Consider the following 25,927-nt stretch of genomic DNA (forward strand, 5'->3'; position numbering starts at 1 on the left):
GTGCGTTTCATCATCGTTCCCGGCTGGCGCGACTCCGGACCCGGCCATTGGCAAAGCCTGTGGGCCGAGCGCCTGAGCAATGCGGTGCGCGTCAAGCAGGACGACTGGATCACGCCTTCGCGCAAATCGTGGGTGGCGACGCTGGCCAACACCATCTTGCTGCAAGACGAGCCGGTGGTGATCGTGGCGCACAGCCTGGGCTGCATTGCCACGGCCCATCTGCCGCCGGAAGCGGCGCAACGCATCCACGGCGCTTTGCTGGTAGCACCGGCTGACCCTGAGCGCCGCGCCGTGCTGAGCGACTTTGCCCCCGTGCCCTACCAAAAGCTGCCTTACCGCAGCGTGCTGGTGGCCAGCAGCAACGACCCTTACTGTCCGGTGCGCCTGGCCGGCGCTTATGCCCGTGCCTGGGGCAGCGAGTTTGTGCGCCTGCAGGACGCAGGGCATATCAATATCGAATCGGGCCATGGCGAATGGCCATTGGGCATCGCGCTGCTGCAATCCCTGGCAGGCGATGTGTCACTGTCAGCCACCCGCCTTGATTTTTCTTCTCAGAGCACTTCTTCATCTTCTTCTTTTGGATCCCTGGAAACGGCATGACTTCTTCAAAACTCAAAATCGCGCTTGCAACACTGGCTTTGGCAACCAGTGCAGGTTTTCCCGGTGTGACCTCGGCGCAAACCCAGACGCTGCTCAATGGTTCGTACGACGTGGCGCGCGAGTTTTATAAAGACTACAACGCCGCCTTTATCGCCAACTACAAAAAGACCACCGGCAAGGACGTGAAGGTCGACCAGTCGCACGCAGGCTCCAGCGCCGTGGCGCGCTCGGTGGCCGACGGCCTGGACGCCGACGTCGTCACGATGAACACCTCGACCGATGTCGACTTCCTGGCCAACGCCGGTGTGGTCTCCAAAGACTGGACCAAAAAGTTTCCGGACAACGCGTCGCCCACCACCTCGACCATGCTGTTTCTGGTGCGCAACGGCAACCCCAAGGGCATCAAGGACTGGGACGACCTGATCAAGCCCGGCATCCAGGTGATCGTGGTCAACCCCAAGACCGGCGGCAACGGCCGCTACGCCTACCTGGCTGCCTGGGGTTATGCCAAGAAAAAGGGTGCGACCGACGCGCAAGCCGCCGAGTTCGTCGGCAAGCTCTACAAAAACGTGCCGGTGCTGGGCAAGGGCGGGCGCGACGCGACCACCGTGTTCCTGCAGCGCAATATCGGCGACGTGTTGATCACCTTTGAGTCCGAAGTGCTGTCGGTCAACAAGGAATTCGGCGAAGGCAAGGTCGACGCGATTTACCCGTCCATCAGCATCGTGGCGGAAAACCCGGTGGCGGTGGTTGAACGCACCGTCGCCAAGAAGGGCTCGGCAGACCTGGCCAAGGCGTACCTGAACTACCTCTATTCGGAAGAGGGCCAGGAAATCGCCGCACGCCACGCGCTGCGCCCGCGCTCGCAGGCCGTGCTGAAGAAATACGCCAGCACCTTCAAGCCGCTGCAGCTCTTCACGGTGCAAGACGTCTTTGGCAGCCTGGGCGAAGCGCAAAAAGTGCACTTCAACGACGGCGGCCAGTTCGACAAGCTCTACACCGTCAAATAAAAATCATGACTGCCTTGTCTTCTGTGGCGCCGCCTTCCGCGGTGGCGCCGGGTGTGCCTGCGGGCAGCAAAAGGGCGGCCAAACGGGTGTTGCCCGGTTTTCGCCTCACGCTGGGCTACACCGTGCTCTACCTCAGCCTGATCGTGCTGATCCCGATCTCGGCGCTGTTCTTCAAGACCTTCACGCTCAGCTGGGACCAGTTCATCACCGCGGTGACCTCGCCGCGCGTGCTGGCGTCTTACCGGTTGACTTTCGGTGCGTCGTTGATCGCGGCGTTGGTGAACCTGGTGTTCGGCCTGCTGCTGGCCTGGGTGCTGGTGCGCTACAAGTTCCCGGGCAAAAAGATTGTCGACGCGCTGGTGGATTTGCCTTTTGCACTGCCCACGGCCGTGGCCGGCATTTCGCTCACGGCCTTGCTGGCCGGCAACGGCTGGATTGGCCAGTACCTGGAGCCCATGGGCATCAAGCTGGCCTTCACGCCTGCGGGCGTGGTGATCGCGTTGATCTTTATCGGCCTGCCGTTTGTGGTGCGCACGGTGCAGCCGGTGCTCGAAGACGCCGAGAAAGAGCTTGAGGAGGCCGCCACGTCGCTGGGCGCCACGCGGCTGCAGATCTTCACCAAGGTCATCCTGCCGCACATCACACCTGCGCTGCTCACGGGTTTTGCCATGGCGTTTGCGCGGGCGATCGGTGAATACGGCTCGGTCATCTTTATCGCCGGCAATATGCCCATGATTTCTGAAATCACGCCGCTCATCATCATCGGCAAGCTCGAGCAATACGACTATGCCGGCGCCACCGCTGTGGCGGTGGTGATGCTGCTGGTGTCGTTTGTGCTGCTACTGGTCATCAACGGCCTGCAAGCCTGGCAGCGCCGCAATGCAGGAGCGCCGGCATGAGCGGCCCCTTGAATCAACCTGTGCGCCGTGCCACAGCCGGCACGACCGAATCCCCGTGGGTTCGCTACACGCTGATCACTGTGGCGCTGCTGTTTGTGGTCTTGTTCCTAATCCTGCCGCTGGCCGCCGTCTTCACCGAAGCCCTGCGCAAAGGCTTTGGCGCCTACCTCGCCGCACTGCGGGAGCCCGACGCCTGGTCCGCCATCCGCCTCACGCTGATCGCCGCCGCGATTGCTGTGCCGCTGAATCTGGTGTTCGGCGTGGCCGCCGCCTGGGCGATTGCCAAATACGAATTTCGCGGCAAATCAGTGCTGACGACGCTGGTGGACTTGCCGTTTTCCGTCTCGCCCGTGGTGGCCGGCCTGATCTACGTGCTGATCTTCGGCGCGCAGGGCTGGTTCGGGCCCTGGCTGCTGGCGCATGACATCAAGATCATCTTTGCCGTGCCGGGCATTGTGCTGGCCACCGTGTTCGTGACCTTTCCGTTCATTGCGCGGGAGCTGATTCCGCTGATGCAGGCGCAAGGCAACGACGAAGAGCAGGCCGCCATTGTGCTGGGCGCGACCGGCTGGCAGACCTTCTGGCATGTCACGCTGCCCAACATCAAGTGGGGCCTGATCTACGGCGTGATCCTGTGCAATGCGCGCGCCATGGGTGAATTCGGTGCGGTGTCGGTGGTCTCGGGTCACATCCGCGGGCAGACCAACACCTTGCCGCTGCACGTCGAGATCCTCTACAACGAATACCAGTCGGTCGCCGCCTTTGCCGTGGCGTCGCTGCTGGCCATCCTCGCGCTGGTCACGCTGGTCATCAAGTCGGTCGCCGAATGGCGCCATGAAGCAGAAATGAAAGCCGCGGCCGATTTGCCGCCTGAACGCCCGCAGCCCCAGGCTGCCGTGGCCGCCGTTCGCTAAGGAAACATCATGAGCATCGAAATTCGCAACGTCAGCAAACATTTTGGCGACTTCCAGGCGCTGGGCGACGTGAGCCTGGACATTGAATCGGGTGAGCTGGTCGCCTTGCTCGGCCCCTCGGGCTGCGGCAAGACCACGCTGCTGCGCATCATCGCCGGCCTCGAAACCGCCGACCGCGGCAGCATCCTCTTCAGCGGCGAAGACACCACCGACGTCCATGTGCGCGAGCGCCAGGTCGGTTTTGTCTTCCAGCACTACGCCTTGTTCCGCCACATGACGGTCTTTGAAAACGTGGCTTTCGGCCTGCGCGTGAAACCCCGCGGCCTCAGGCCCAGCGAAGCGCAGATCAAGGAGAAAGTCCATTCGCTGCTCAACCTCGTGCAGCTCGACTGGCTGGCCGACCGCTTTCCGTCGCAGCTGTCCGGCGGGCAGCGCCAGCGGATTGCTTTGGCACGTGCCCTGGCGGTCGAGCCCAAGGTGCTGCTGCTCGACGAGCCCTTCGGCGCGCTCGACGCCAAGGTGCGCAAGGAATTGCGCCGCTGGCTGCGCCGCCTGCACGACGACCTGCATGTCACCAGCATTTTTGTGACGCACGACCAGGAAGAAGCGCTGGAAGTGGCCGACCGCGTGGTGCTGATGAACCAGGGCAAGGTCGAGCAGATCGGCTCGCCCCAAGACGTCTGGGACCATCCGGCCAGCCCTTTTGTGTACGGCTTCCTGGGCGACGTCAACCTGTTCCACGGCCGTGCGCATGAGGGCGAGGTGCAGCTCGAAGGCCTGCGCCTGAACGCCCCCGAACACGCCGGCGCGCAGGACGCCAAGGCTTTTGCCTATGTGCGCCCGCATGATCTGGAGGTGCAGCGCTATGCGCCCGGCGCCGAAGGCATCGTGGCCCACCTGGAGCGCGCCATCGTCATCGGCCCCATCGCGCGTCTGGAGTTGATTCCCGCCGAAGGCTACGAGCAAAAAGGCAATGTCTCAGGCGACGCCATCATCGAAGCCCAGATGCCTTCGCAGCAGTTCAGGGAAATGGGGCTGCGTGAAGGCGACATGCTGGTCGTGACGCCGCGCAAGGCGAGGGTGTTTGTGGAGGGCTAGTTGCCGGTTCGCGCGGGCAGCCGGATATGCAGATCGAATCTCGCCCGGCTTCAGCCAATATGCTGCTGCAAACCTTCGACCAATGCGTCGAAGGTGACACGGCAACGCGGGCTGTGGCGCAGGTCTTCGTGCATGGTCAGCCAGGTTTCGAGTTTGAAGGACAACTCGCCAGGCAGAACCCGCACCAGGGCGGGGTCACGCGCCGCCAGCGCTGACTGGCACACGCCGATGCCGGCGCCGGCGCGTATCAATGCCAGTTGCGCGAGGTCGCTGTCGGTGCGAGTTGAAAACGCCGCCCGCTTCCAAGCGGGCAAGGCTTTGCGCGCCGAGCGCAGAAAGGGCGTCTCTTCGTCGAACCCAATCAGCGCATGCCGCGCCAGGTCCGCTGACGACTGTGGCGTGCCACGCGCGTCCAGGTAATCGCGGCGTGCATAAAGACCCAGTTCCACTTCGCCCACACGGCGAGCGATCAACAGTTCCTGCTTAGGCTGTGTCATGCGCACGGCGATGTCGGCTTCGCGTTGCAGCAGGTCCTGCACGCGGTTGGTCAGCACCAGTTCGATGGTCAGACCCGGGTGCGCGCGCTGCAACTGCGCGACGATGGGCGGCAGCACTTCGACACCGATGACTTCGCTCACGGTGACCCGCACCGTGCCGCGCACGCCGTCCCCCTGGCTTTCGGCGGCGCGGCGTAAGGCGGCTGCGGCGCTGGCCATTTCTTCAGCGAAGGGCTGCAGTCCCAGCGCGGCCTCGGTTGGCGCAAAACCGGTTTGTGAACGCGTGAACAGCGCCAGATCGAGCGACTTTTCGAGTGAGGCAACATGGCGTCCGACCGTAGGCTGTGCCACCCCCAAAGACCGTGCCGCACCGGAGAGCGAACCCTCGTGCAGCACCCCCAAAAACGAACGATAAAGCTCCCAGCCGGCATCTTCTTCCATGCAAAAATGTATAGCCGTTACCCTCTCTTAGTCAATTCCATTTTGACCTTTCAAGGCTCAGACTTTCCCCATCGCAACTTTTCAGGGAATTGGCATGAGCAACAAACAAGACAGATCAAGCACAGCACTTGTGCTGGGTGCAACCGGTGGCATCGGCGGTGAAGTCGCCCGGCAACTGGAGGCGGCAGGCTGGCAGGTTCGCGCGCTTAGCCGCAGCGAGCCGCCGCCGAGCGAACTACGTGGCGGCATTACCTGGCTGCGTGGCGACGCGATGAATCCGGGGGATGTCTTGGCTGCGGCACAAAGCTGCGGCGTCATAGTGCACGCCGTCAATCCGCCCGGCTATCGTCGCTGGGGCGAACTGGTGCTGCCCATGCTGGATAACACGATTGCTGCCGCCCGGGCGCACGGCGCGACCATCGTGTTGCCTGGCACGGTCTACAACTACGGGCCAGACGCATTTCCCAGCCCCCGGGAGGATTCACCGCAACACCCGCACACTGCCAAAGGCGCGATTCGTGTGCGGCTTGAGCAGCGGCTCAAGGACGCGACCAGCGACAGTGGCCAGTGCGGCTGCCGGGTGATCATCGTGCGCGCGGGCGATTTTTTTGGGCCGAGGGCCGGTAACAGCTGGTTCTCGCAAGGCCTGATCCGGCCGGGCGCTTCGGTGCGCAGCATAAAGCTGCCTGGCAAGCCTGGCGTCGGCCACCAATGGGCCTATTTACCGGATGTTGCGCGTACCATGGTTGCCTTGCTCGCACGGCGGGACGTTCTGCCTGCATTCGCAACTTTCCATATGGACGGCCAGTGGGACACCGACGGCCGCCAGTTGGCCGAAGCGATCTGCCGTGTCGTCGCGCGGCGCGGCGGTCCTGCGCCATCCATAAAATCCTTTTCCTGGTGGGCGGTGACGCTGGCCGCGCCCTTTGTCGAGACCCTGCGCGAGCTGCGCCGGATGCGCTACCTCTGGAACACGCCGGTACGCATGGACAACGCCTCCCTGGTGGCGGCGCTCGGTGCGGAGCCGCGCACGCCGCTGGACACTGCTGTGGAGGAAACGCTGCAAGGGCTGGGTTGCCTTGGTACGCATGGCGAGGATATAAACCACAGTGGTGTGCGCCGCGGTGACTGATGCAAGCCAGGCTCCGGCTACCGGCTCGTGCCAAACCTCATTGCTGACCTGGTACGTGCCCGTTCGGCCTCAACCTCCCGATTGCGCGGTTCGGCGTTGGTTACCAATGTCCGGATGAGAACCCGCGCAGAGGCCGCAACTTCTTCCACCGCGCGGTCAAACGCGGCTTCGTTGGCCTTGGACGGTACGTTGAAGCCGCTGAGCTTTCTGACGAACTGCAGCGACGCGTCGCGGATTTCGAGCTCGGTGGCGGGCGGCTCGAAGTTGAACAAGGTCTTGATGTTGCGGCACATGGCTACTGCTCCTTGAGGCAAAGACTTGGAATCATTCAAGGCGCATTTTGCCGCCGGCCGCAGCCCCTTGCCGGACTTGCGCCTGGTCAGGCAGGTTTGATCACCACCGACTCAGCCGAAGCCGTGAAAGGCCCGTGGTACACGGCCTCGATGTTGTTGCCGTCCGGGTCCAGCACAAAGGCGGCGTAGTAGCCGGGGTGGTATTTGCGGTCACCCGGCGCACCGTTGTCGGTGCCGCCTGCGGCCAGGGCCGCCTCGTAAAACGCTTTGACTTCTGCGTGGTCTTTGGCCCGGAAGGCCAGGTGGACGTGCGAAGTAGGGCCGTCGGCCTGGTCTATCCATAACTCGTCGGCCGAGAAATAGGCCTTGTCTTCAATGATGGCCTGTGCCTTGTTGAGTGACTGCAGCACGGCGCGGTAAAAGCGCTTGCTGGCGGCCAGGTCGTGGGCCCGTAGATGGATGTGGTCGACAAGGCGACCGCGGTGTATTTCCATGACATCTCCTTGGTGTGGTTCAGCCCGGCCAGCGAGCGGTTCGATCCTGAAATTTACGCGCGCCGATTCACCGTACCTGTAGGACAAATGCGGGCAAGCCGCCCTGAAACCCGGCAACAAAAAGACAAAGATTGGCCCTGATTTTGTGGCTCGAAGGAACTAATGCCGGTCCAAAAGCCACGAACCATCGGACAATTCACAATCACGCTCACGCCAATTCAAAAAAGAGGGTTCCGATGCTTTTGACGTATTTCGATGCCATGCCGCGCCGTGTGCTCGCCCTGGTCGCTGTCGCCTGTGTGGCCATGCTGGCGTTTGGCCTGTATTTGCAGCATGTGGTCGGCCTGGAGCCTTGCCCGATGTGCATCGTTCAGCGTTATGCCCTGGTGCTGGTGGCGGTGGTGGCCGGCGTGACCGCCATGGCCAAAAGCCGCGGCCTGCTGGTGGCCGGTTCGGGCCTGATGGTGTTGCTCTCCGGCTTCGGCGCTTTTGTGGCGGCGCGCCAGAGCTTTCTGCAGTGGTACCCGCCTGAGATCGCTTCTTGCGGGCGTGACTTTTACGGAATGATCGAAACCTTTCCGCTCAAGCGCGCCATTCCGATGATCTTCAAGGGCAGCGGCGACTGCACCAAGATTGACTGGACCTTCCTGGGCCTGTCGATTGCCAACTGGTCTTTCCTGTGTTTTGTGGCGATTGCGGCTGTGGGCTTGCTGCTGATGGCTCGCCAGCTGCGCAAGCGTTAAGGCCCACGCACTTTGCCGATCAGTCGATGATCGGTCGCCGTCCGGGATGAATTCACTCCCGGCGGCATGGATGGATTGAGGCCAGGCATCCATTTGGCCCCGTGTTGAGTCGGCCAATCCGGCATATTTGCCAAGGTTTGAATCGGCAATATACTGTACATAAATACAGTATTTTCGCCCATTTGAACCTGCCGCCATGCTTTCCCCCAACTCACTGGACCGCGCCTTGCCGGACCTCGCCCACGTATGGCGCGCCGGCGAGCTGGGCAGTGCGAGCCTGCAAACGGCGGCAACGGGCTATGCGGCGCTGGACGGCGCTTTGCCGGGTGGCGGCTGGCCGCAGGGCGCTTTGGTTGAAGTGCTCCAGCCGCAGGCGGGCCTGTATGAATGGGGCCTGGTGGCGCCGGCCCTGGCCGCTTTGCAGGCAGAGGCACCCGGGCTGTTGACGGTGATGGTGGGTGCGCCGCACCTGCCTTTTGGGCCGGCGCTGGGCGCGCGCCGGCTTTCGATGCAGCGGCTGCTCAGCATTCATGGCAAACCGGGTGATGCACCGTCTCTTCTGTGGGCCACGCGTGAAGCCCTGCAGTGCGGCGACGTGCACAGTGTGCTGGCCTGGCTGCCCGATGCGCGCAGCGCGCATTTGCGCCGCCTGCAGATCGCCGCCCATGCGCACAACAAGCTGCTATTTGTCTTCAGGCCGCTGCGGGCGCAGCAGGAGTCCTCGCCGGCGCCGCTGCGTTTGCTGCTTGAAGGTGCGGCGGCCGAGGCGGGCAACCTGCTTGTGCACGTGCTTAAACGCCGCGGCCCGCCGCTGGCCGCGCCGCTGCTGCTCGACACCCGGCCGGCCCGGCTGTCGGCGCTGCTGGCGGCCAGCCGTGAAAGGGCGCGGCGCCAACGCGAGGACGTGGCGCCCATGCTGCTGCCTTCGCTGGTGTCGCTTCCCGTCACTTCACCCGAAAGTCCGATTCATGCCTTGCTGGATCGCATTGCACATCTCGATCACCACTGAGGCGGCTTCCCCTGGGCCGGCCTTGCTGGATGCCTCTGCCGTGCAGCGGGCCGCGGCCAGCATCGCGCTGGGCTTCACGCCGCGCGTGGCGCTGGTGGACGAAACCGTGCTGATGGACGTGACGGGCAGCCTGCGCCTCTTCGGCGGGCTGGCCAAACTGGCGGAACAGCTGCAGCGCCAGCTGCACCTGTTTTTTGAATCAAATCGGGCTCCAGCCCAGGTTGTGCTTGCACAAGGCGCTACATCTTTGATAGCAATCGCCCGTCTGCGGCTGCAGCTTTCAGCGCAAAAAAGCGGCGCCGCCACCCGCAAAACCCGCGTGGCCGACTTGCCCCTGCACACCCTGACGGCAGCCCGCCCGCACCTCGATGTGCTGGAGCGCATCGGCTGCCGCAGCTGGGACGGCCTGCTGCGCCTGCCGCGTGACGGCGTGGCGCGGCGTTTTGGCGCCGGCTTGCTGGCGGCGCTGGACCGCGCCCGGGGCAGCGCGCCAGACGACTACGCGTGGCTGGTGTTGCCTGAGCACTTTGAGGAAAAGCTCGAGCTCAACGCGCTGGTCACCCACGCCCCGGCGCTGATGGCGGGTGTCGAGCAGCTTCTGGTGCACCTGCATGCCTGGCTGCTGGGGCGCCAGAGCGGCCTGTGCGCGCTGAAGATCACCTGGCACCTGGACCCGCGCCGCGACGTGCCGCCCACCGGCGAGCTCGACATCCGCACCGCCCAGCCCGCGCAAGACCTGCGCCATGTGGCGCGCCTGATCGCCGAGCACCTGGCGCAGCAAAAGCTGCCGGCGCCGGTGCACAGCGTGAGCCTGCAGTCGCTGGCGACCGAGCTGCTGGCCGATTCGGCGGCGGCCACCGGCAGCCTGCTGATGGAAGCGCGCCAGCAGGGCGACACCGCGGTGGAGCTGGTCGAGCGGCTGAGCGCGCGCCTGGGCGATGCGCGGGTGCAGGCCTGGCAGCCGTGCGAAGACCACCGGCCGGAACACATGCAGCGCTGGGTGGAGGCCCGTGGCGCTATTAAATCGATAGCGGGTGGCGCAGGCACCGCCTTGGCTACAGGCCTGAAACGCTTGAAAAATTCACCCGGTCCAGCGGCGCCGGCGCCGCGTGTTGAAGCCCTGTACCCGAGCTGGCTGCTGCCCGAGCCGCTGCGCCTGGCGACCGAAGGCCACAAGCCGGTCTACCAGGGCCCGCTAACGCGCCTGGCCGGGCCGCAGCGGCTGGAGGCCACCGGCTGGCTGGCGCCCAGCGAGGGCGCCCACCAGGTGCATACCGAGCGCCAGACACCGCCGGCGATGCGCGACTACTACATCTACCGCAGCGAGCAGGGCAGCTTGCTCTGGGTTTACAGCGTGCGGCTGGCCTTGCTGGCCTCAGACGGCACGGCGGCGCTGCAGCCGCGGCACCACTGGTACCTGCACGGTTTTTTTGCCTGAGTTGCTGCGATGCTGCCCGACGCCTTGTCAGAAACCCCTCGGCTGCCCGACTACGCGGAGCTGCACGCGCTGAGCAATTTCAGCTTCCAGCGCGGCGCCTCGCATGCGCAGGAGCTGGTGGTGCGCGCGGCCGAGCTGGGCTACCGCGCGATTGCCGTCACCGACGAATGTTCGGTCGCGGGTGTGGTGCGGGCGCATACGGCGGCCAAGGCGCTGGCAAAACTCAGCGTGTTCATCCAGCTGCTGCCGGGCGCCGAATTCCTGGTCAAGGACCGGAACGGGCATGACGCCTTCCGCCTGGTGGTGCTGCCGCACACCGCCACCGGCTGGGGCAACCTGTGCGAGTTCATCACCACGGCACGCCAGGTGGGCGACAGGATTGAAAAGGGCAGCTACCGCGTGGCCCTGGGCGAGACGGATTTTTCGGTGCTGTCGCACTGCGAGGTCTTGCTCTCGCCCTTGCCCGGCGCCATCGAGCTTGACAGCCTGTGCACCCATGCCCAGTGGGCGGTAGCCTGTTTCGGCGCCAGCGCCTGGCTGGCCGTGACCTTGCTGCAGGGCATGGACGACGCCTTGCGGCTGGCGCAGCTGCGCGAAACCGGCCGGCGCACCGGCATCGCGCTGGTGGCGGCCGGCAACGTGCTGATGCACATCCGCTCACGCAAGCCGCTGCACGATGTGCTGACGGCCATCCGGCTGGGCTGCACCGTGCATGAATGCGGCTTTGAGCTGCAGGCCAATGCCGAAGCGCACCTGCGCCAGCGCATGAAGCTCGCCGAGGTCTACCCGCGCGACCTGCTGCGCGCCACGCTGGAGGTCGCCGGCCGATGCTGCTTCAACCTTGATGAAATCCGCAGCCTGTACCGCTACCCGCAGGAAGACATCGTGCCGCGCAGCGAAAGCCCGGCGCACTGCCTGCGGCGCCTGGCCTGGCAGGGCGCGCACCAGCGTTACCGGCACGGCATTCCGCACAAGATACGGCGGCAGGTGGGCAAGGAGCTGGCCCTGATCGAGGAGCTCGGCTACGAGATGTACTTCATCACGGTGCATGACATCGTGCGTTTTGCCCGCAGCCAAAACATCCTTTGCCAGGGCCGCGGCTCGGCGGCCAACTCGGCGGTCTGTTATTGCCTGGCGGTGACGGCCATTGACCCGTCGGAAAGCAAGCTGCTGTTCGAGCGTTTCATCAGCCGCGAACGCAGCGAGCCGCCCGACATCGATGTCGACTTTGAACACGAGCGGCGCGAAGAGGTCATCCAGTACATCTATGAAAAGTACGGCCATGACCGCGCCGCCATTGCCGCCACCGTGATCAGCTACCGCTCGCGCAGCGCCGTGCGCGACGTGGGCAAGGCCCTGGGCATAGACCCCGACACGGTGGAGCTCTATGCCAAAGAGCATTTCTGGTTTGACGGCAGCCAGGTGCTGGAAGAAAAAATCCGCGAGGCCGAGGTGCAGGCCGATATCGGGCCGGTGCTGCAGTGGCTACAGTTGGCGCGGCTCTTGATGGCGGTGTATCCGGACAAGGAAGACGAGATCGCCGAGGCCGATGACCGCAAAAAGCGCGAAAAGGAACGCCCGGCCTTCCCGCGCCACCTGAGCCAGCACGTGGGCGGCTTTGTGCTGACACAAGGCAAGCTCACGCGGCTGGTGCCGGTGCAGCCGGCGTCGATGAAAGACCGCCGCATCATCCAGTGGGACAAAGACGACCTGGAAGACATCGGGCTGATGAAGGTGGACGTGCTGGCGCTGGGCATGCTCTCGGCCATCCGGCGTTGCCTGGAAATGGTGAACCGGACAAGGAAAACGCAGTATGAGATGCATTCCCTTCCCCTGGAGGACCCGCAGACCTACGACATGATCTGCGAGGCTGACACCACGGGCGTCTTCCAGATCGAGAGCCGTGCGCAGATGTCCATGCTGCCGCGCCTGCAGCCGCGCTGCTATTACGACCTGGTGGTGGAAGTCGCCATCGTACGGCCGGGCCCCATTCAGGGCGGCATGGTGCATCCGTATTTGAAGGCTCGGGAGCTGGAGCGCGGCGGCGGCAAGGTCGAGCCCGAGTACCCGTCCCTGAACCCCGCGCTGCAACGCACCCTGGGCATTCCCATCTTTCAGGAGCAGGTGATGCAGGTTGCCATGATTGCGGCCGACTTCACGCCCGGCGAGGCCGATGAATTGCGCCGCGCCATGGCCGCCTGGAAGCGAAAAGGCGGCGTCGGGAAGTTTCACGCCCGGCTGGTCAACGCGATGGTGAAAAACGGCTACAGCGAAGAATTTGCCGAACGCATCTTCAGCCAGATCAAGGGCTTCGGCGACTACGGTTTTCCTGAAAGCCACGCCGCCAGTTTTGCCAAGCTGGTCTACGTGAGCTGCTGGCTCAAGTGCCACGAGCCGGCGTGTTTCCTGGCCGCGCTGGTCAACTCGCAGCCCATGGGTTTTTACGCACCCTCACAACTGGTGCAGGACGCGCGCCGGCACGGGGTGGAGTTGAGGGCGGTCGACGTGATGCACAGCGAATGGGACTGCACGCTGGAGCCTATTGAGAACACACCTCCATCGCAATACCCAGGTATCCATAAAGACCAGCCCGCCGTCCGCCTGGGCTTGCGCCTGGTGTCCGGCCTGTCTGAAGCAGCGGTGATCCGGCTGGTGCAGGCGAGGGCGGACGCGCCCTTTACCTCGACCGAAGACCTGGTCTCACGCGCGCAGCTGGGCTCGCTCGAGGTCAACGCCCTGGCCGCGGCCGATGCCTTGCTGCCGCTGGCCGGCCACCGCCGCCAGCAGGTCTGGGAAGCCTCGGCCATCAAGCCGGCGCCGGGCTTGCTCAAGGCCGTGCCCACGCACGAGGCGCCGCTGGTGCTGCCGGACACGCCCGAAGGCGAAAACATTTTGTTCGACTACAACGCCACGGGCCTGACCTTGCGCCGCCATCCGCTGGCCTTGCTGCGCGCCCGCCTGGCCAGGCGCGGCCTGCTGACCGCCAGCCAGCTCAACGCCTTGCCCGACGGCCAGGAGGTCGCCGGCTGCGGCATCGTCACCGTGCGCCAGCAGCCGCAAACCGCCAACGGCACCATCTTTGTCACGCTGGAAGACGAGACCGGCCCGGTCAATGTCATCGTGTGGAAATCATTGCGCGAAGCGCAGCGCGCCGAGCTGCTGCACTCGCGCCTGCTGGCGGTGCACGGCGTGTGGCAACGCAGCGAGGAAAGCGGCACCGCCAAAGGTTACGGCGCGGTGCGCAACCTGGTGGCAAGCCGGCTGGAAGACCTCACGCCGCTGCTGGGGCGGCTGGGAACTTCCAGCCGGGACTTTCATTGACGCTTGCAGGCGCATGTTCAGCATCAGGTAAAACGAGGTGGTTTTTCTGGCGGCTATGTACGATAACGAACATATGAAACGCCGCCAAACGCCTACACTGGCGGGCTGATGCAAGACCTTTTCCGGTAGTGCCCCTGAAGCCAACCCGACTGGGACTTTCCTGATGGCCACTTCCGCCCACGCCTCCCCCGCCAAATCACTGCCCCGCGACAACCAGTTGCTGGCAGCCCTTCCCGAGGCCGAACTTGAGCGCTGGCTGCAGCAGCTCGAATGGGTGGAAATGCCGCTGGGCCATGTGGTCTATGAGTCGGGCAAGGTGCAAAGCCATGTTTACTTTCCGACGACCGCCATCGTTTCGCTGCTTTATGTTCTCGAAAACGGGGCGTCCGCCGAGATCGCCGTGGTCGGCAATGAAGGCTTGGTCGGTGTATCGCTTTTCATGGGAGGCGGCTCCACACCCAGCCGCGCGGTGGTGCAAAGCGGGGGCCAGGGCTTTCGCTTGAGCGCAAGCGCCATGAAGGAAGAGTTCGACCGCTCCGGTCCGGTTCTGCATTTGCTGCTGCGCTACACGCAGGCGCTGATTACGCAAATGGCACAGACGGCGGTCTGCAACCGCCACCATTCACTCGACCAGCAACTGTGCCGGTGGCTGCTGCTGAGCATGGACCGCCTGCGGGGGAACGAGCTCGTCATGACGCAGGAACTGATCGCCAACATGCTGGGTGTGCGCCGCGAAGGCGTGACCGAAGGGGCAACCAAACTGCAGCAGGCCGGGCTGATCAAATATTCGCGCGGGCGCATTACGGTGCTGGACCGCCTCGGTCTGGAGCAACGTACTTGCGAGTGTTATGCGGTGGTCAAAAAAGAATACGACCGCCTTCTGCCCGAGAATAAAACCCCATAACAGTATTTCCCTGGGACTTTGTGTCCTGGTGAACAGGCGGGATACCGCCACTGCGATAGACTGGGGCACCTGCCAAAACTGCCATCGACAGCAGCCGGGCCGTGACGCAGCCTCCCGCCCCGGGAGGTCGGCAAGCACACCAGAGAACGCCCCGTGAAACCTGTCGAAAACAACTTGCTGGCGCTTTTGCCCCGCCAGGATCGCGCACGGCTGCTCAAGCAGTGTGAACCCGTGGAACTGGTACTGGCGAAGGTGTTGTCCGATCCGGGCCAACCCACTCGCCACGTCTACTTTCCCACCCAGGGTTTTATTTCATTGATTGCGGTCGTTCAAGGCAGCCCCGGCGTGGAAGTCGGGATGGTCGGCCGTGAAGGCATGTTGGGGGTACAACTGGCGCTCGGCGTGGCTACCGCGCCGCTGCATGCGCTGGTGCAGGGTGCCGGCACCGCCTGGCGCATCGGAAACCGGGCCTTCAAGGCAGAACTCGCCGCCAGTCCGGCCCTGCAGCGCAGCATGAACCGCTACCTCTATGTGCTGATGGCCCAACTGGCCGAATCGACCGCCTGCGTGCGCTTTCACCAGATCGGCCCGCGCCTGGCGCGCTGGCTGCTGATGAGCCAGGACCGTTCGCAGGCGTCCAGTTTTGACGTGACGCAGGAGTTCCTGGCTTACATGCTGGGTGTGCGCCGCGTGGGGATCACGGCGGCGGCCGGTGAGCTGCAGCGCAGCGGCCTCATCGCCTACAGCCGCGGCAAGCTCACGGTGCTGGACCGCAAAGGGCTGGAAGCGGCCTCTTGCGGCTGCTATGCGGCTGACCGCAAGGCCTACATGGACCTGCTGGTCAAGTAGGCGTCCGGCTGCGGGTCTGCCGCGGCTTGTTGGACGGCCATTTCCAGCAGCTTGCTGTAGTTCTCCAGTTTTTTATACAGCAGGCGCACTTCCAGCGCGTTGTGGATGCGCGTGCGGACTTCGATCAGGTCAAACGGTTTGCTGATGAAATCCTTGGCGCCGGCTTGCAGCGCGCGCAGTTTGTGGCCAGGCTCCGCCGTCAACACGATGACCGACAGGTATTTGTCGTGCTTGTCCTGCTTGAGCGCCTCCATCACCTCAAAGCCGTCCATGCCTGGCATTTTCAGGTCGAGCAGGATCAGGTCGTAGCGATGTTCGGCATGCAGCGCGGCCACCTCCAGCGGATTCATGGTGGAGCTGACGCGGGTATAACCCGTCTCGCTGAGCAATTGCCTGAGCAGCTGCACGTTGACGGGCTGGTCGTCCACCACCAGGATGGCGGCATTGAGGAGGTCGAATTCAGTGTTCATGAGAGGGTTTCGTTGGCAGCCGCACGGTCGGTCCGGGTTTTTGCGAGCGTGGCCATCAGGTCAAGCGTCTCCATGAACTCGTTGATCTTGATCGGCTTGGTCAGGTAGCGGAAGAAACCGGCCTGCAGGCCTTTTTCAATGTCGCGGGGCATGGCGTTGGCGCTGAGCGCCACCACGGGAATGTGTTTCGTCAAAGCGTCCTCTGACAGGATCTTCATGGCCGTGATGCCGCTGATGCCCGGAAGGTTGATGTCCATCAGGATGAAATCCGGCAGCGAGGCTTTGGCAATCGCAATGCCGCTGATGCCGTCGCGTGCGGACAGCAGGCGGAAATCCGCGCGCCTGGCGATCAGGTCCTCCACCAGCATCAGGTTGGCGGGGTTGTCCTCGACATACAGCACGGTGCAGGTTTGCGGGTCGGCGGGCTCGTGCGCGGTGCGACCCAGCGCCAGATCGAGCAGCTCCGGGGAGAGCTTTTGCTCGGTGGTGACGTTCAGGTCGATCCAGAACATGCTGCCCTTGCCTATCGTGCTTTCCACGCCGATGGTTCCGCCCATCAGCTCCACCAGCCGCTTGGTCATGACCAGGCCGATGCCTGTGCCCTGTTCTGTGCTGGCTTCCTGGCCGAGGCGGTTGAAGGGCTGAAAAAGCTGCTCCAGCTTCTCCCCAGCCAGGCCTTCACCGGTGTCTTCCACGCAAACGCGGAAGCGCCCGGGCGCAAGGTCGACGTACTTGAGCGTTACCTTGCCGTGCGCCGTGTTGTATTTGATGGCGTTGGACAGCAGGTTGATCAGCACCTGCTTGAGGCGTGTGCGGTCCACGTTGACGAAGACGGGCGCGGCCAGCTCGGGGAAGCTCACGGCAATGCCGCGTTTTTCGGCTTGCGACTCAATCATGGTTTCGCACTCGCGCACGACTTCGGCGAGCGACACCGGCTCGAGCGACAGCGAGAGCTTGCCCGATTCAATCAGCGCCAGGTCCAGGATCTCGTTGATCAAGTCCAGCAAATACCAGCCGGCCTGCAGGATCTGGTCGACGCTGCGCTTTTGCGACGGCGTGGGTTGCGGTGTGCCGGACTCGATCAGCTGCGCAAAGCCGAGGATGGCGCTGAGCGGCGTGCGCAGCTCGTGGCTCATGCTGGAGAGGAAATCGGATTTGGCGAGGTTGGCCTTCTCGGCCACCGCCATGGATTCCTTCAGCGCCATTTCGACCTGCTTGCGCACCGAGTTGTCGGTGCCGATCAGCAGGTAGCCGATGATGGTGCCGAAATCGTCGCGCAGCGCGGTAATCGACACGATGGCCGGAAAACGGCTGCCGTCCTTGCAGATGCAGGTCAGCTCGTAAATGTCTTCGATGCCGCGCGAGGCCTTGAATGTGAGCGCCTCAAAGCCCGGCGCGATGGTGGTGGCGAGCTCCTCGCTCAGCGCCTCAGCGCGCGCCATCACCTCTTGCGGGTCGTGGATGTCGCTGGGGTTGAGTTTGTTGACGACTTCGGCCGCCATATAGCCCAGCATGCGCTCGGCGCCGACATTAAAGAGCTGGATGATGCCTTTTTCGTCGGTGGCGATGATCGAGAAGTTTTCGCTCGTCAGGATGGCGGTTTGCAGCGCGCCGGTTTTGAGCAGCGCTTCCTGGCGCAGGGACTCTATGCCGTCGGCCCTGGCAATAGCGTCAAGGACGCTCAGGCTGGAAATAGGTGACATGGGCCATGTTGTGTAGAAGTAACGACGATCCTGCGGGGCGCCGGCTATGGGCGGCGCCTCCAGGATCCTGGCCGGGGGTGTGCGAAGTCTTTTTAAAGACTCCGCGAGTATGACAGCTTGGTCTGGAAAGTCTGTTCGTCAACGCACATAAGACATAAGACGAGGCCTCGCGGGCCTGCGGGGCGCCTAGGTGTTGGCCCGGCGGTAAAACGCCAGCGAGCCGGCCAGCGCCAGCAGCGCGCCGCCGCAGGCGCGGTCTATCCAGCGGGTGGCCGAGGCCTTGAGCAGGCGGATCGCCTTCGCGCCGATAAAGGCGTACGCGAACATGACGGAAAAATCGATACCCGCAAACACCAGCGAAATCGCGAGGTACTGCGGCGCCTGGGCGGCGGTGGGGTCGATGAACTGCGGCAGCAGGGCCGAGCAGAACAGGTAGCCCTTGGGGTTGGTGACCGCCACCAGGAAGGACTTCATGAAGATCGCCCGGCCGCCGTGCTGCGTGCCGGCGGCGCCTTCGGCCGGAATCTCAAACCCGCCGCGCGAGCGCAGCAGGCGGATGCCCAGCCAGGCCAGGTACACGGCCCCGGCCCACTTGAGCACGGAAAACCAGAACTCGGACGCGGCCAGCAGCGCACCCAGGCCCAGCGCGACTGCGCCCACCAGCACGAAGTCGGACACCACTGCGCCCAGCATGCCGGGTACCGAGCGGCGCACGCCATAGCGCGAGCCGTTGGCCAGCGCCAGCAGCACGGTCGGGCCGGGCGTGGCAATGGCCACCAGCGCGACGATGGAAAAAAGCAGCAGGGTGGTGGTGTTCATGCCGCCGCCGCGCAGCCTTCAGGCTTGTAGACGCGCTCGGTCGAGGGCGGGTATTTGGCGAGGAGGCGCTCAGGGCGGCTGGGCCGCACCGTAAAACCGCCGCCGCAATTGGGGCAAACGCCCTTGAGCCGGGTGTCGGCGCATTCGGCGCAGAAAGTGCATTCAAAGGTGCAGATGCGTGCGTCGGGCGACTCGTTGGGCAGGTCGCGGTTGCAGCATTCGCAGTTGGGACGGAGCTGGAGCATGGTGGGCCTTCCGTGTTGATGAGCGGCCATTATGGCCAAAGTGATGCCCGGCCGTCAGCTCAGCTTCTTGACCAGCACCTGGCTCTTGCGGTCCCAGTTGTACTTGCGCTTGCGGGCTTCGGGCAGCCAGTCCGGGTCGACCTGGACAAAACCGCGTTTGATGAACCAGTGCATGGTGCGGGTGGTCAGCACAAAAATGCTTTGCAGGCCGGCGGCGCGGGCGCGTTGCTCGATGCGTTTGAGTATCTTCTCGCCGTCGCCCTGGCCCTGGCTTTGCGGCGACACGGTGAGCGCCGCCATCTCGGCTGTTTTAGCCTCGGGGTAGGGGTAGAGCGCGGCGCAGGCAAAGATCACGCCGTCGTGTTCGATGATGCTGTAGTTGTCGGCGTCGCGTTCGATCTCGGTGCGGCTGCGCTTGACGAGGGTTCCGTCGTTTTCAAAGGGCTCGATCAGCTGCAGGATGCCGCCCACATCGTCGCCGGTGGCTTCGCGCAGCTCCTCGAGCTTTTCATCGACCACCATGGTGCCGATGCCGTCGTGCACATAGATTTCCAGCAGCAGCGAGCCGTCTACCGCAAAAGGCAGGATGTGGCTGCGCTCTACGCCGGCCTTGCAGGCCTTGACGCAATGCTGCAGGTAAAACGCGGTGTCGGTGGGGCGCTCGCCATTGGGCAGGCCGGCCAGCAGCTTTTCGGCGGCGGCCAGCGGCAGTTCGGTGTCGATGGGGTTGTCTTCGCTTTCGGGCTGGTCGTGGTGGATGCGGATGCCCGGGATCTCGGTCAGGAAGATCAGCTTGTCGGCCTGCATGGCGATGGCCACCGAGGTGGCGACTTCTTCCATCGTCAGGTTAAAGGCCTCGCCGGTGGGCGAAAACCCGAAGGGCGAAAGCAGCACCATGGCGCCGAAGTCAAGCACCCGGCCGATGGCGGCCGTGTCGACCTTGCGCACCATGCCCGAATGCTTGAAGTCCACCCCGTCCAGGATGCCGACCGGCCGCGCCGTGAGGAAGTTGCCGGAAATCACCCGCACCGTGGAGCCGGCCATCGGCGTGTTGGGCAGGCCCTGGCTGAAGGCGGCTTCAATTTCATAGCGCAGCTGACCGGCGGCCTCTTGGGCGCTGTCCAGCGCCACTTCGTCGGTGATGCGCATGCCGTGGGAGTACTTGGCCGTGTGGCCTTTGGCCTTGAGCTGCTCGTTGACCTGCGGGCGAAAGCCGTGCACCAGGACGATCTTCACGCCCATGCTCTGGATCAGCGCCAGATCCTGCGCAATATGCTGCAGTTTGCCGGCGGCAATGGCCTCACCGGCGATGCCCACCACAAAGGTTTTGCCGCGGTGCGTATGGATATAGGGCGCCACCGAGCGGAACCAGGGAACAAAGGTGAAATTGAAGACGGCGGACATGGGCGCGCTTTCGGGATCGGTTGGGGGCAGGCCAGGGGCGGAAAAGTCCAGTGAGTGTAAGGGAGACGCCGCTTTTACGCGGTCATGGCGGGGCCGGCCGGCCGGGCGGCCCGCGGGCGGGCGGCGTAGTCAAATTTGGGGATAGCGAAACCGGGCGCGGCAGGTTATGGTTGACGGCTATGGACAAATACGCGATCGGCTTTTGGGGCTGCTATTTCGGGGCGGCCGGGCTGATGCTGGCCGGCTCGGTGTTTGCCTATATCCGCTCCCTGCGCCGCATTGCGGTCAACGCGGCTGCTTCGGCCGTGGCCTCGACATTTTTTGTGGTGGCTTTTCTGGGCGGCCTGCCGATCAGCGACGGTGCCACCCTGGACCGCTTCCTGGCGCATGTGGCCAGCCTGGTGTCGGTGCTGCTGGCTTACCTGCTGTTTTCCATCCTGGGCCTTCTGCGCAGCCCGAAGGCGCAGCGCAGGGCGCTGGTGTTGCTGGCGGCGCTGGCGCTTTCGGTCATTGCCGCGGGCTGGGCGTTCAGCCCGCAGCAGGCCCTCTTGCTGAGCCTGGCTGGGGCCATGTTGCTGGGCCTGGTGGCGCTGGCATTCAGCCTGCGCAACGCGCGGCGCGGGGATCGGCTGGCCTGGGTGGCCGTTTCGGGCGTGCTGTTCATGCTGGTGGCCATTGCGGGTCTTGGCTGGATGGCGCTGGACCGTGCCCATGTGCCATGGCAGGCGCATGCCGTCACCGCGCTGGCCGGCACTGCCTACCTGGCCACCATGGCCTCGGTGCTGTGGACGCGCTACTCCTATCTGATCGAGCTGAACCGCGTGATGGCACACGGCCCCGCCTATGACCCGGTCACCCGCATGCGCTCCAACAGCGAGACCAACAACATGGTGAGTGCGGCTTTCAGCCACTACAGGGACCAACCCGTGCCGCTGGGGGTGATCGTGGTGACGATCGCCAATCTGTATGTGCTGGAAAAACTCTATGGCCTGGCGGCCGTCAACCATGCGCTGTTTGTGTGCGCCGGACGGCTGCGGCGAGCTGTCCCGGCCCATGTCGAGATGGGCCGCCTCGGTGAGGACGGGTTTTTGCTGCTGATGCGCAATTGCCATGACAGCGGCGACCTGGTTCACCTGGCACGCCGGGTTCAGGAGACTTTGTCCCGTTCAGTGGTGCTCAACACGACCCTGGACCCGGGCACCGCGGCGAACCATCAGACACGATGGGGGGCGGAAACCGGCGTGGGCGTGCTGAGGGTGTCCAAAACAGACGCCCGTGCCGATTCAGCGGCGGGTATAGGGCGCAGCATGTCACGGGCAGCGCTGGGTTACCCCAGCCGGATTGCCTGGTTTGACGAGACCAGCGGGGAAATTGTCGACATGCCCGTGCTGACGGACTGAGCAGGCGCGAAGGCCTGCGCGGGAACCGCCGATAATTGACGGCTTTGGCCGCTCCGGCGTCCCCACCCTTTTTTCTCCGCTCTTGCTTTGCCGCCTGCTTTGTCCCCCCTGACCATCACATTCCCCGAATCGCTGCCCGTATCGGGCAAGCGCGACGAAATCACCGCCGCGATGACGGCCCACCAGGTCATCATCGTCTGCGGCGAAACCGGCTCGGGCAAAACCACGCAGTTGCCCAAGATCGCGCTGGCCATGGGGCGCGGCAAGCTCAATTACCCGGCGGGGCAGGGCCGCCTCATCGGCCACACCCAGCCGCGCCGGATTGCAGCATCGAGCGTGGCCAAACGCATTGCCGAAGAGCTGAAAACACCGCTGGGTGACGTGGTCGGCTACAAGGTGCGTTTCCAGGACCGGCTCTCGCGCGACGCCTCCGTCAAGCTGATGACCGACGGTATCCTGCTGGCCGAGACGCAGACCGACCCGCTGCTCAAGGCCTATGACACCATCATCATTGACGAGGCCCATGAGCGCAGCCTGAACATCGACTTTTTGCTGGGCTACCTGCGCCAGCTGCTGCCGCGCCGGCCCGACCTGAAAGTGGTCATCACCTCGGCGACGATTGATGCGCAGCGGTTTGCGGATTACTTTGCTTCGGCCAAAGGGCCTGCCCCCGTGATCATGGTGTCGGGTCGCATGTTCCCAGTGGAGCAGCGCTACCGTCCCTTTGAAGAGTCGCGCGAGCATGACCTGAACGACGCGATTGCCGATGCGGTCGACGAGCTCTGGCTGAGCCCGCACAGCGCGGGCGACATCCTGGTATTTTTGCCCGGCGAGCGCGAGATCCGCGAGGCGGCAGACCATTTGCGCAAACACCTGGCGCACCAGCCGCTGACGCGCAACGCCGAGGTGCTGCCGCTGTTTGCGCGCCTCAGCCAGGCCGAGCAGGACCGCATTTTTGACGGCCACAGCGGCCGGCGCATCGTGCTGGCCACCAACGTGGCCGAGACCTCGCTGACCGTGCCTGGCATCCGCTATGTGGTCGATGCGGGCACCGCGCGCGTCAAACGCTACAGCTTTCGCAACAAGGTCGAGCAGCTGATGGTCGAGCCGGTGTCGCAGGCCGCCGCCAACCAGCGTGCGGGCCGCTGCGGCCGCGTGGCCGACGGCATCTGCATACGCCTCTACGACGAGAAAGACTTTCAGGGTCGTCAGCCTTTCACCGACCCTGAAATTTTGCGCAGCTCGCTGGCTTCGGTGATCTTGCGCATGAAGGCGCTGCACCTCGGCAACGTCGAGGAATTTGCCTTCATCGAGCCGCCGCAGCGCCGTGCCATTGCCGACGGCTACCAGTTGCTGGCCGAACTGGGCGCCGTCGATGCCGACAACGAGCTCACGGCCGTGGGCCGCACGCTGGCCAAGCTGCCGCTGGATCCGCGCGTGGGCCGCATGATCCTGGAAGCCAAAGACCGCAATGCGCTCGACGAGGTGCTGGTGATTGCCAGCGCGCTCAGCGTGCAGGATGTGCGCGACCGGCCCATGGACAAGCAGGCCCAGGCCGACCAGCAGCACGCCAAGTTCGACGACGAGAAAAGCGAGTTCAGCGGCTACCTCAAGCTGTGGAAATGGCTGGGCGACGCGCGTGGTGGCCACGGCACCGACCATAAACTCTCCAATCGCCAGTACGAGAACCTGCTGCGCGAGAACTACGTCAACATCCGCCGCGTCCGTGAATGGCGCGACATTCATTCCCAGCTCCACACGGTGGTGGGCGAACAGAAGTGGGTCTTGAATGACAAGCCGGCCAGCTATGAACAGCTGCATCTGTCGATGCTGTGCGGTTTGCTCGGCAACATCGGCTGCAAGAGCGACGAAGAAGACTGGTACCTGGGCGCACGCGGCATCAAGTTTTACCGCCATCCCGGCGCACGCCTGAGCAAGAAGCCGGGCCGCTGGATCGTCGTGGCCGAGCTGGTGGAAACCACGCGCCTCTTCGGCCGCGGCATTGCCAACATCGACCCGGCCTGGATAGAGCAGGTCGCCGGGCATTTGCTCAGCAAACAGCTGCTGGACCCGCACTGGGAGAAAAAAGCCGCGCAGGTGACGGCGCTGGAGCGCGCCACGCTGTACGGCCTGGTGGTCTACAACGGCCGGCGCGTCAATTTCGGCCGTGTCGACCCCATCACGGCGCGCGAGATTTTCATCCGCGAGGCGCTGGTGGCCGGCAACTGGGACACCAAACTGCCCTTCCTGGCGGCTAACCTGAAGCTGATCCAGCAGGTGCAGGACCTGGAGCACAAGGCCAGGCGCCAGGACGTGCTGGTGGATGAAGAGCTGATCTACGCCTTCTACGACCAGCAGTTGCCTGCCGATGTGCACAGTGGTGCGAGCTGCGAGCACTGGTACAAGGAAGAGTCGAAAAAGCAACCCAGGCTTTTGCTGCTGACCCGCGAGGAGCTGATGCGCCACGAGGCGGCCGGCATCACCACGCAGTCTTTCCCCAAAACCCTGCGCATGGGCGGCGTGGATTGCACCGTCACCTACCTGCACGAGCCCGGCGATGCGCGGGACGGCGTGACGGTCGATGTGCCGCTGTTTGCACTCAACCAGGTGAACGAGGAACGCTGCGAGTGGCTGGTGCCCGGCATGCTCAAGGACAAGGTCCAGGCGCTGATCAAGACGCTGCACCAGCGCCCGCGCTCACGCCTGGTGCCGCTGCCGGACACGGCCGCACGCATGACGGAGCAGCTGCTTCAGCCTGAAATCTTCGGCGCCGGGTCGCTGACGGACGCGGTGCTCAAGCTGGTGAGGGACGCCACCTCGCTGGACATCAAACGCAACGACATGAAGCTGGACATGTTGCCGGCCCACCTGTTCATGAACTTTCGGGTGGTGGACGAGCACGGCCGGCAACTGGGCGCCGGGCGCAATCTGGGGGCGCTCAAGGGCGAGTTGGGGTCTCAGGCGCGTGGCGCTTTCCAGGCACTGGCAGGGCTCAAGAACCTGGCGAAGGCTGTCGAGCCGGAGAAATTCGCCGGTCAGGGCTCTTCCAAAGATTCAGCATCAAATCGGCCTCCAGCCCAATCGGGGCATGGACAATCTGCTATTGAAAAGATAGCGCCCAGGGCGCCGGAGCGCTACACCGGCTGGAGCTTTGGCGAGCTGCCGGAGCTGATGGAGATCAGGAAGGGCGCCCAGACGCTGATCGGGTTTCCGGCGCTGATCGACCTGGGCGACGCGGTGACGATTGAGGTGTTTGATGAGCCGGAAGCTGCTGCCGCCAAACACCGCGCCGGCCTGCGCAGGCTGTTTTCGCTGCAGATCAAGGACGCGCTGAAGTACCTGGAAAAGAACCTGCCCGACCTGCAGAAAATGGCGACCAGCTACATGCTGGTGGGCCGCGCCGCCGACAACTCCGGCGGCGGCACGCTCGAAGAGCTGCGCGAACAGATCATTGAAGTCGCGCTGGACCGCGCTTTCCTGCAGGAGCCGTTGCCGACGAACGAGGGTGAGTTCAAAAAACGCATCGACGACGGCCGCGGACGCCTGACATTGATCGCCAGCGAAGTGGCCAGGCTGGCCGCCGGTATCCTGGTGGAGTTTGCCGTGGCCCAGCGCAAGATCAAGGACAGTAAAAACGCCGCCGAAGCCGCAGCCGATGCCGCCCAGCAACTGCAGCGCCTGGTGCCCAAACGGTTTTTAACCGCCACGCCTTACGGCCAGCTGCAGCACTTTGCGCGCTACCTCAAGGCCATCACGCTGCGCCTTGAGAAATGGCGCGCCGACCCGGCACGCGACGCCAGCCGTCTGGTCGAGTTGCGGCCGCAAGAGCAGCGCTACTGGCGCCTGGTGGCCGAGCGCAAAGGGGCAGTCGACGCCCGCATGCAGGAATTCAGGTGGCTGCTGGAAGAGCTGCGGGTGAGTTTTTTCGCGCAGGAGTTGCGCACGCCGCAGCCGGTCAGTATCAAAAGGCTTGAGAAGGTCTGGCAGCAACTGAATAGCTAAGCCGGACTTCGGATGCAGACAAAAAAATGGCCTTGCAATGCAAGGCCATTTTTTGTGAAGCATGCGGTAAGACTAGATGCGTCCCATCAGCAGCAGGATCACCAGGATCAGCACCACGAGGCCGATGCCACCACTGGGCCCGTAACCCCAGCTGCGGCTGTGGCCCCAGGTTGGCAGTGCGCCAACCAGGATCAGGATAAGAACAATCAGCAGAATGAGCGAGAGGGACATTGAAAGCACTC

General features: G+C 64.1%; 23 protein-coding genes. 14 read left to right on the plus strand and 9 right to left on the minus strand.

Annotation, left to right across the window (positions count from 1 at the left end; all coding sequences use genetic code 11):
- Genes DT070_RS16150 through DT070_RS16170 form a run of 5 tightly spaced genes read left to right on the plus strand, consistent with a single transcriptional unit; the run spans position 1 to position 4,521 of the window.
- Positions 1 to 600: an alpha/beta hydrolase gene (locus DT070_RS16150; protein WP_122956316.1), complete on the plus strand. Its 600-nt coding sequence runs from the start codon at positions 1 to 3 to the stop codon at positions 598 to 600.
- The gene (locus DT070_RS16155) at positions 597 to 1,610 is read left to right on the plus strand and encodes a sulfate ABC transporter substrate-binding protein (protein WP_122956317.1); all 1,014 of its coding nucleotides are present in this window, start codon (positions 597 to 599) and stop codon (positions 1,608 to 1,610) included. The genes DT070_RS16150 and DT070_RS16155 overlap by 4 nt, the downstream gene beginning before the upstream one ends.
- A gap of 5 nt (positions 1,611 to 1,615) precedes the next feature.
- Positions 1,616 to 2,509: a sulfate ABC transporter permease subunit CysT gene (gene cysT, locus DT070_RS16160; protein ID WP_122956318.1), complete on the plus strand. Its 894-nt coding sequence runs from the start codon at positions 1,616 to 1,618 to the stop codon at positions 2,507 to 2,509.
- Positions 2,506 to 3,423 carry a sulfate ABC transporter permease subunit CysW gene (gene cysW / locus DT070_RS16165; protein ID WP_122956319.1) on the plus strand — a complete coding sequence of 306 codons (918 nt, stop codon included), beginning with the start codon at positions 2,506 to 2,508 and terminating at the stop codon, positions 3,421 to 3,423. Before cysT ends, cysW begins: the two co-directional genes overlap by 4 nt.
- A 9-nt stretch (positions 3,424 to 3,432) precedes the next feature.
- Positions 3,433 to 4,521: a sulfate/molybdate ABC transporter ATP-binding protein gene (locus DT070_RS16170; protein WP_122956320.1), complete on the plus strand. Its 1,089-nt coding sequence runs from the start codon at positions 3,433 to 3,435 to the stop codon at positions 4,519 to 4,521.
- 50 nt (positions 4,522 to 4,571) lie between these two features.
- Here DT070_RS16170 and DT070_RS16175 read toward each other — a convergent pair whose 3' ends face one another.
- A complete protein-coding gene (locus DT070_RS16175) occupies positions 4,572 to 5,459 on the minus strand; it encodes a LysR family transcriptional regulator (RefSeq protein WP_122956321.1) in 888 nt (295 codons plus the stop codon).
- A gap of 94 nt (positions 5,460 to 5,553) precedes the next feature.
- Here DT070_RS16175 and DT070_RS16180 point away from each other — a divergent pair, with 94 nt between their 5' ends.
- Positions 5,554 to 6,591: an NAD-dependent epimerase/dehydratase family protein gene (locus tag DT070_RS16180; RefSeq protein WP_122956322.1), complete on the plus strand. Its 1,038-nt coding sequence runs from the start codon at positions 5,554 to 5,556 to the stop codon at positions 6,589 to 6,591.
- 17 nt (positions 6,592 to 6,608) lie between these two features.
- Here the strand turns inward: DT070_RS16180 and DT070_RS16185 are convergent, their stop codons facing one another.
- Together DT070_RS16185 and DT070_RS16190 are read right to left on the minus strand one after the other, a co-directional pair.
- On the minus strand, positions 6,609 to 6,884 hold the full coding sequence (locus DT070_RS16185; RefSeq protein WP_122956323.1) for a DUF2277 domain-containing protein: 276 nt from the start codon (positions 6,882 to 6,884) through the stop codon (positions 6,609 to 6,611).
- Between the two features lie 86 nt (positions 6,885 to 6,970).
- Positions 6,971 to 7,378, minus strand: a complete 408-nt coding sequence (locus tag DT070_RS16190; RefSeq protein WP_122956324.1) for a VOC family protein — start codon at positions 7,376 to 7,378, stop codon at positions 6,971 to 6,973.
- Between the two features lie 236 nt (positions 7,379 to 7,614).
- Between DT070_RS16190 and DT070_RS16195 the strand changes: the two genes are divergently transcribed.
- The 6 genes from DT070_RS16195 to DT070_RS16220 all read left to right on the plus strand — a co-directional run bounded on the left by DT070_RS16195 (position 7,615) and on the right by DT070_RS16220 (position 15,642).
- Entirely contained in the window at positions 7,615 to 8,121 is a 507-nt protein-coding gene (locus DT070_RS16195) for a disulfide bond formation protein B (protein ID WP_122956325.1), read from the plus strand.
- Between the two features lie 196 nt (positions 8,122 to 8,317).
- Entirely contained in the window at positions 8,318 to 9,130 is an 813-nt protein-coding gene (gene imuA, locus DT070_RS16200; protein WP_122956326.1) for a translesion DNA synthesis-associated protein ImuA, read from the plus strand.
- Positions 9,090 to 10,568 (plus strand): DNA polymerase Y family protein, encoded by a 1,479-nt coding sequence (locus DT070_RS16205; protein ID WP_228778478.1) that lies wholly within the window; start codon positions 9,090 to 9,092, stop codon positions 10,566 to 10,568. The genes imuA and DT070_RS16205 overlap by 41 nt, the downstream gene beginning before the upstream one ends.
- A 9-nt stretch (positions 10,569 to 10,577) precedes the next feature.
- On the plus strand, positions 10,578 to 13,889 hold the full coding sequence (locus DT070_RS16210) for an error-prone DNA polymerase (RefSeq protein WP_122956327.1): 3,312 nt from the start codon (positions 10,578 to 10,580) through the stop codon (positions 13,887 to 13,889).
- A 163-nt stretch (positions 13,890 to 14,052) separates the two neighbouring features.
- The gene (locus tag DT070_RS16215; protein ID WP_122956328.1) at positions 14,053 to 14,793 is read left to right on the plus strand and encodes a Crp/Fnr family transcriptional regulator; all 741 of its coding nucleotides are present in this window, start codon (positions 14,053 to 14,055) and stop codon (positions 14,791 to 14,793) included.
- Positions 14,794 to 14,946: 153 nt separating this feature from the next.
- The gene (locus tag DT070_RS16220; RefSeq protein WP_122956329.1) at positions 14,947 to 15,642 is read left to right on the plus strand and encodes a Crp/Fnr family transcriptional regulator; all 696 of its coding nucleotides are present in this window, start codon (positions 14,947 to 14,949) and stop codon (positions 15,640 to 15,642) included.
- On the opposite strand, the gene DT070_RS16225 is transcribed toward DT070_RS16220, so the two are convergent.
- The 5 genes from DT070_RS16225 to argA all read right to left on the minus strand — a co-directional run bounded on the left by DT070_RS16225 (position 15,618) and on the right by argA (position 20,283).
- Positions 15,618 to 16,112, minus strand: coding sequence for a response regulator (locus tag DT070_RS16225; RefSeq protein ID WP_122956330.1), 495 nt, complete (start codon positions 16,110 to 16,112; stop codon positions 15,618 to 15,620). The genes DT070_RS16220 and DT070_RS16225 overlap by 25 nt on opposite strands.
- Positions 16,109 to 17,815: an ATP-binding protein gene (locus DT070_RS16230; protein ID WP_122956331.1), complete on the minus strand. Its 1,707-nt coding sequence runs from the start codon at positions 17,813 to 17,815 to the stop codon at positions 16,109 to 16,111. Before DT070_RS16230 ends, DT070_RS16225 begins: the two co-directional genes overlap by 4 nt.
- 186 nt (positions 17,816 to 18,001) lie before the next feature.
- A complete protein-coding gene (locus DT070_RS16235) occupies positions 18,002 to 18,634 on the minus strand; it encodes a LysE family translocator (protein ID WP_122956332.1) in 633 nt (210 codons plus the stop codon).
- Entirely contained in the window at positions 18,631 to 18,879 is a 249-nt protein-coding gene (locus DT070_RS16240; protein WP_122956333.1) for a DUF1272 domain-containing protein, read from the minus strand. Before DT070_RS16240 ends, DT070_RS16235 begins: the two co-directional genes overlap by 4 nt.
- A gap of 54 nt (positions 18,880 to 18,933) precedes the next feature.
- Entirely contained in the window at positions 18,934 to 20,283 is a 1,350-nt protein-coding gene (gene argA, locus DT070_RS16245; protein ID WP_122956334.1) for an amino-acid N-acetyltransferase, read from the minus strand.
- A gap of 179 nt (positions 20,284 to 20,462) precedes the next feature.
- Between argA and DT070_RS16250 the strand changes: the two genes are divergently transcribed.
- Positions 20,463 to 21,683: a GGDEF domain-containing protein gene (locus DT070_RS16250; protein ID WP_122956335.1), complete on the plus strand. Its 1,221-nt coding sequence runs from the start codon at positions 20,463 to 20,465 to the stop codon at positions 21,681 to 21,683.
- 99 nt (positions 21,684 to 21,782) lie between these two features.
- A complete protein-coding gene (gene hrpA, locus DT070_RS16255) occupies positions 21,783 to 25,685 on the plus strand; it encodes an ATP-dependent RNA helicase HrpA (RefSeq protein WP_228778476.1) in 3,903 nt (1,300 codons plus the stop codon).
- A gap of 72 nt (positions 25,686 to 25,757) precedes the next feature.
- Here the strand turns inward: hrpA and DT070_RS16260 are convergent, their stop codons facing one another.
- Positions 25,758 to 25,916, minus strand: a complete 159-nt coding sequence (locus DT070_RS16260) for a DUF3309 family protein (protein ID WP_007856361.1) — start codon at positions 25,914 to 25,916, stop codon at positions 25,758 to 25,760.
- Positions 25,917 to 25,927 lie beyond the last annotated feature (11 nt).

It is taken from the genome of Polaromonas sp. SP1 (genome assembly GCF_003711205.1).
Lineage (GTDB): Bacteria > Pseudomonadota > Gammaproteobacteria > Burkholderiales > Burkholderiaceae_C > Polaromonas.

Coding starts and splice junctions, on each gene's coding strand:
- DT070_RS16190 (WP_122956324.1), bottom strand. CDS start 7,378: ATGGAAATACACCGCGGTCGCCTTGTCGACCACATCCATCTACGGGCC.
- DT070_RS16175 (WP_122956321.1), bottom strand. CDS start 5,459: ATGGAAGAAGATGCCGGCTGGGAGCTTTATCGTTCGTTTTTGGGGGTG.
- DT070_RS16215 (WP_122956328.1), top strand. CDS start 14,053: ATGGCCACTTCCGCCCACGCCTCCCCCGCCAAATCACTGCCCCGCGAC.
- DT070_RS16155 (WP_122956317.1), top strand. CDS start 597: ATGACTTCTTCAAAACTCAAAATCGCGCTTGCAACACTGGCTTTGGCA.
- DT070_RS16260 (WP_007856361.1), bottom strand. CDS start 25,916: ATGTCCCTCTCGCTCATTCTGCTGATTGTTCTTATCCTGATCCTGGTT.
- DT070_RS16250 (WP_122956335.1), top strand. CDS start 20,463: ATGGACAAATACGCGATCGGCTTTTGGGGCTGCTATTTCGGGGCGGCC.
- cysT (WP_122956318.1), top strand. CDS start 1,616: ATGACTGCCTTGTCTTCTGTGGCGCCGCCTTCCGCGGTGGCGCCGGGT.
- DT070_RS16205 (WP_228778478.1), top strand. CDS start 9,090: ATGCCTTGCTGGATCGCATTGCACATCTCGATCACCACTGAGGCGGCT.
- DT070_RS16170 (WP_122956320.1), top strand. CDS start 3,433: ATGAGCATCGAAATTCGCAACGTCAGCAAACATTTTGGCGACTTCCAG.
- DT070_RS16195 (WP_122956325.1), top strand. CDS start 7,615: ATGCTTTTGACGTATTTCGATGCCATGCCGCGCCGTGTGCTCGCCCTG.
- DT070_RS16185 (WP_122956323.1), bottom strand. CDS start 6,884: ATGTGCCGCAACATCAAGACCTTGTTCAACTTCGAGCCGCCCGCCACC.
- DT070_RS16235 (WP_122956332.1), bottom strand. CDS start 18,634: ATGAACACCACCACCCTGCTGCTTTTTTCCATCGTCGCGCTGGTGGCC.
- DT070_RS16210 (WP_122956327.1), top strand. CDS start 10,578: ATGCTGCCCGACGCCTTGTCAGAAACCCCTCGGCTGCCCGACTACGCG.
- DT070_RS16230 (WP_122956331.1), bottom strand. CDS start 17,815: ATGTCACCTATTTCCAGCCTGAGCGTCCTTGACGCTATTGCCAGGGCC.
- DT070_RS16240 (WP_122956333.1), bottom strand. CDS start 18,879: ATGCTCCAGCTCCGTCCCAACTGCGAATGCTGCAACCGCGACCTGCCC.
- DT070_RS16180 (WP_122956322.1), top strand. CDS start 5,554: ATGAGCAACAAACAAGACAGATCAAGCACAGCACTTGTGCTGGGTGCA.
- argA (WP_122956334.1), bottom strand. CDS start 20,283: ATGTCCGCCGTCTTCAATTTCACCTTTGTTCCCTGGTTCCGCTCGGTG.
- cysW (WP_122956319.1), top strand. CDS start 2,506: ATGAGCGGCCCCTTGAATCAACCTGTGCGCCGTGCCACAGCCGGCACG.
- imuA (WP_122956326.1), top strand. CDS start 8,318: ATGCTTTCCCCCAACTCACTGGACCGCGCCTTGCCGGACCTCGCCCAC.
- DT070_RS16225 (WP_122956330.1), bottom strand. CDS start 16,112: ATGAACACTGAATTCGACCTCCTCAATGCCGCCATCCTGGTGGTGGAC.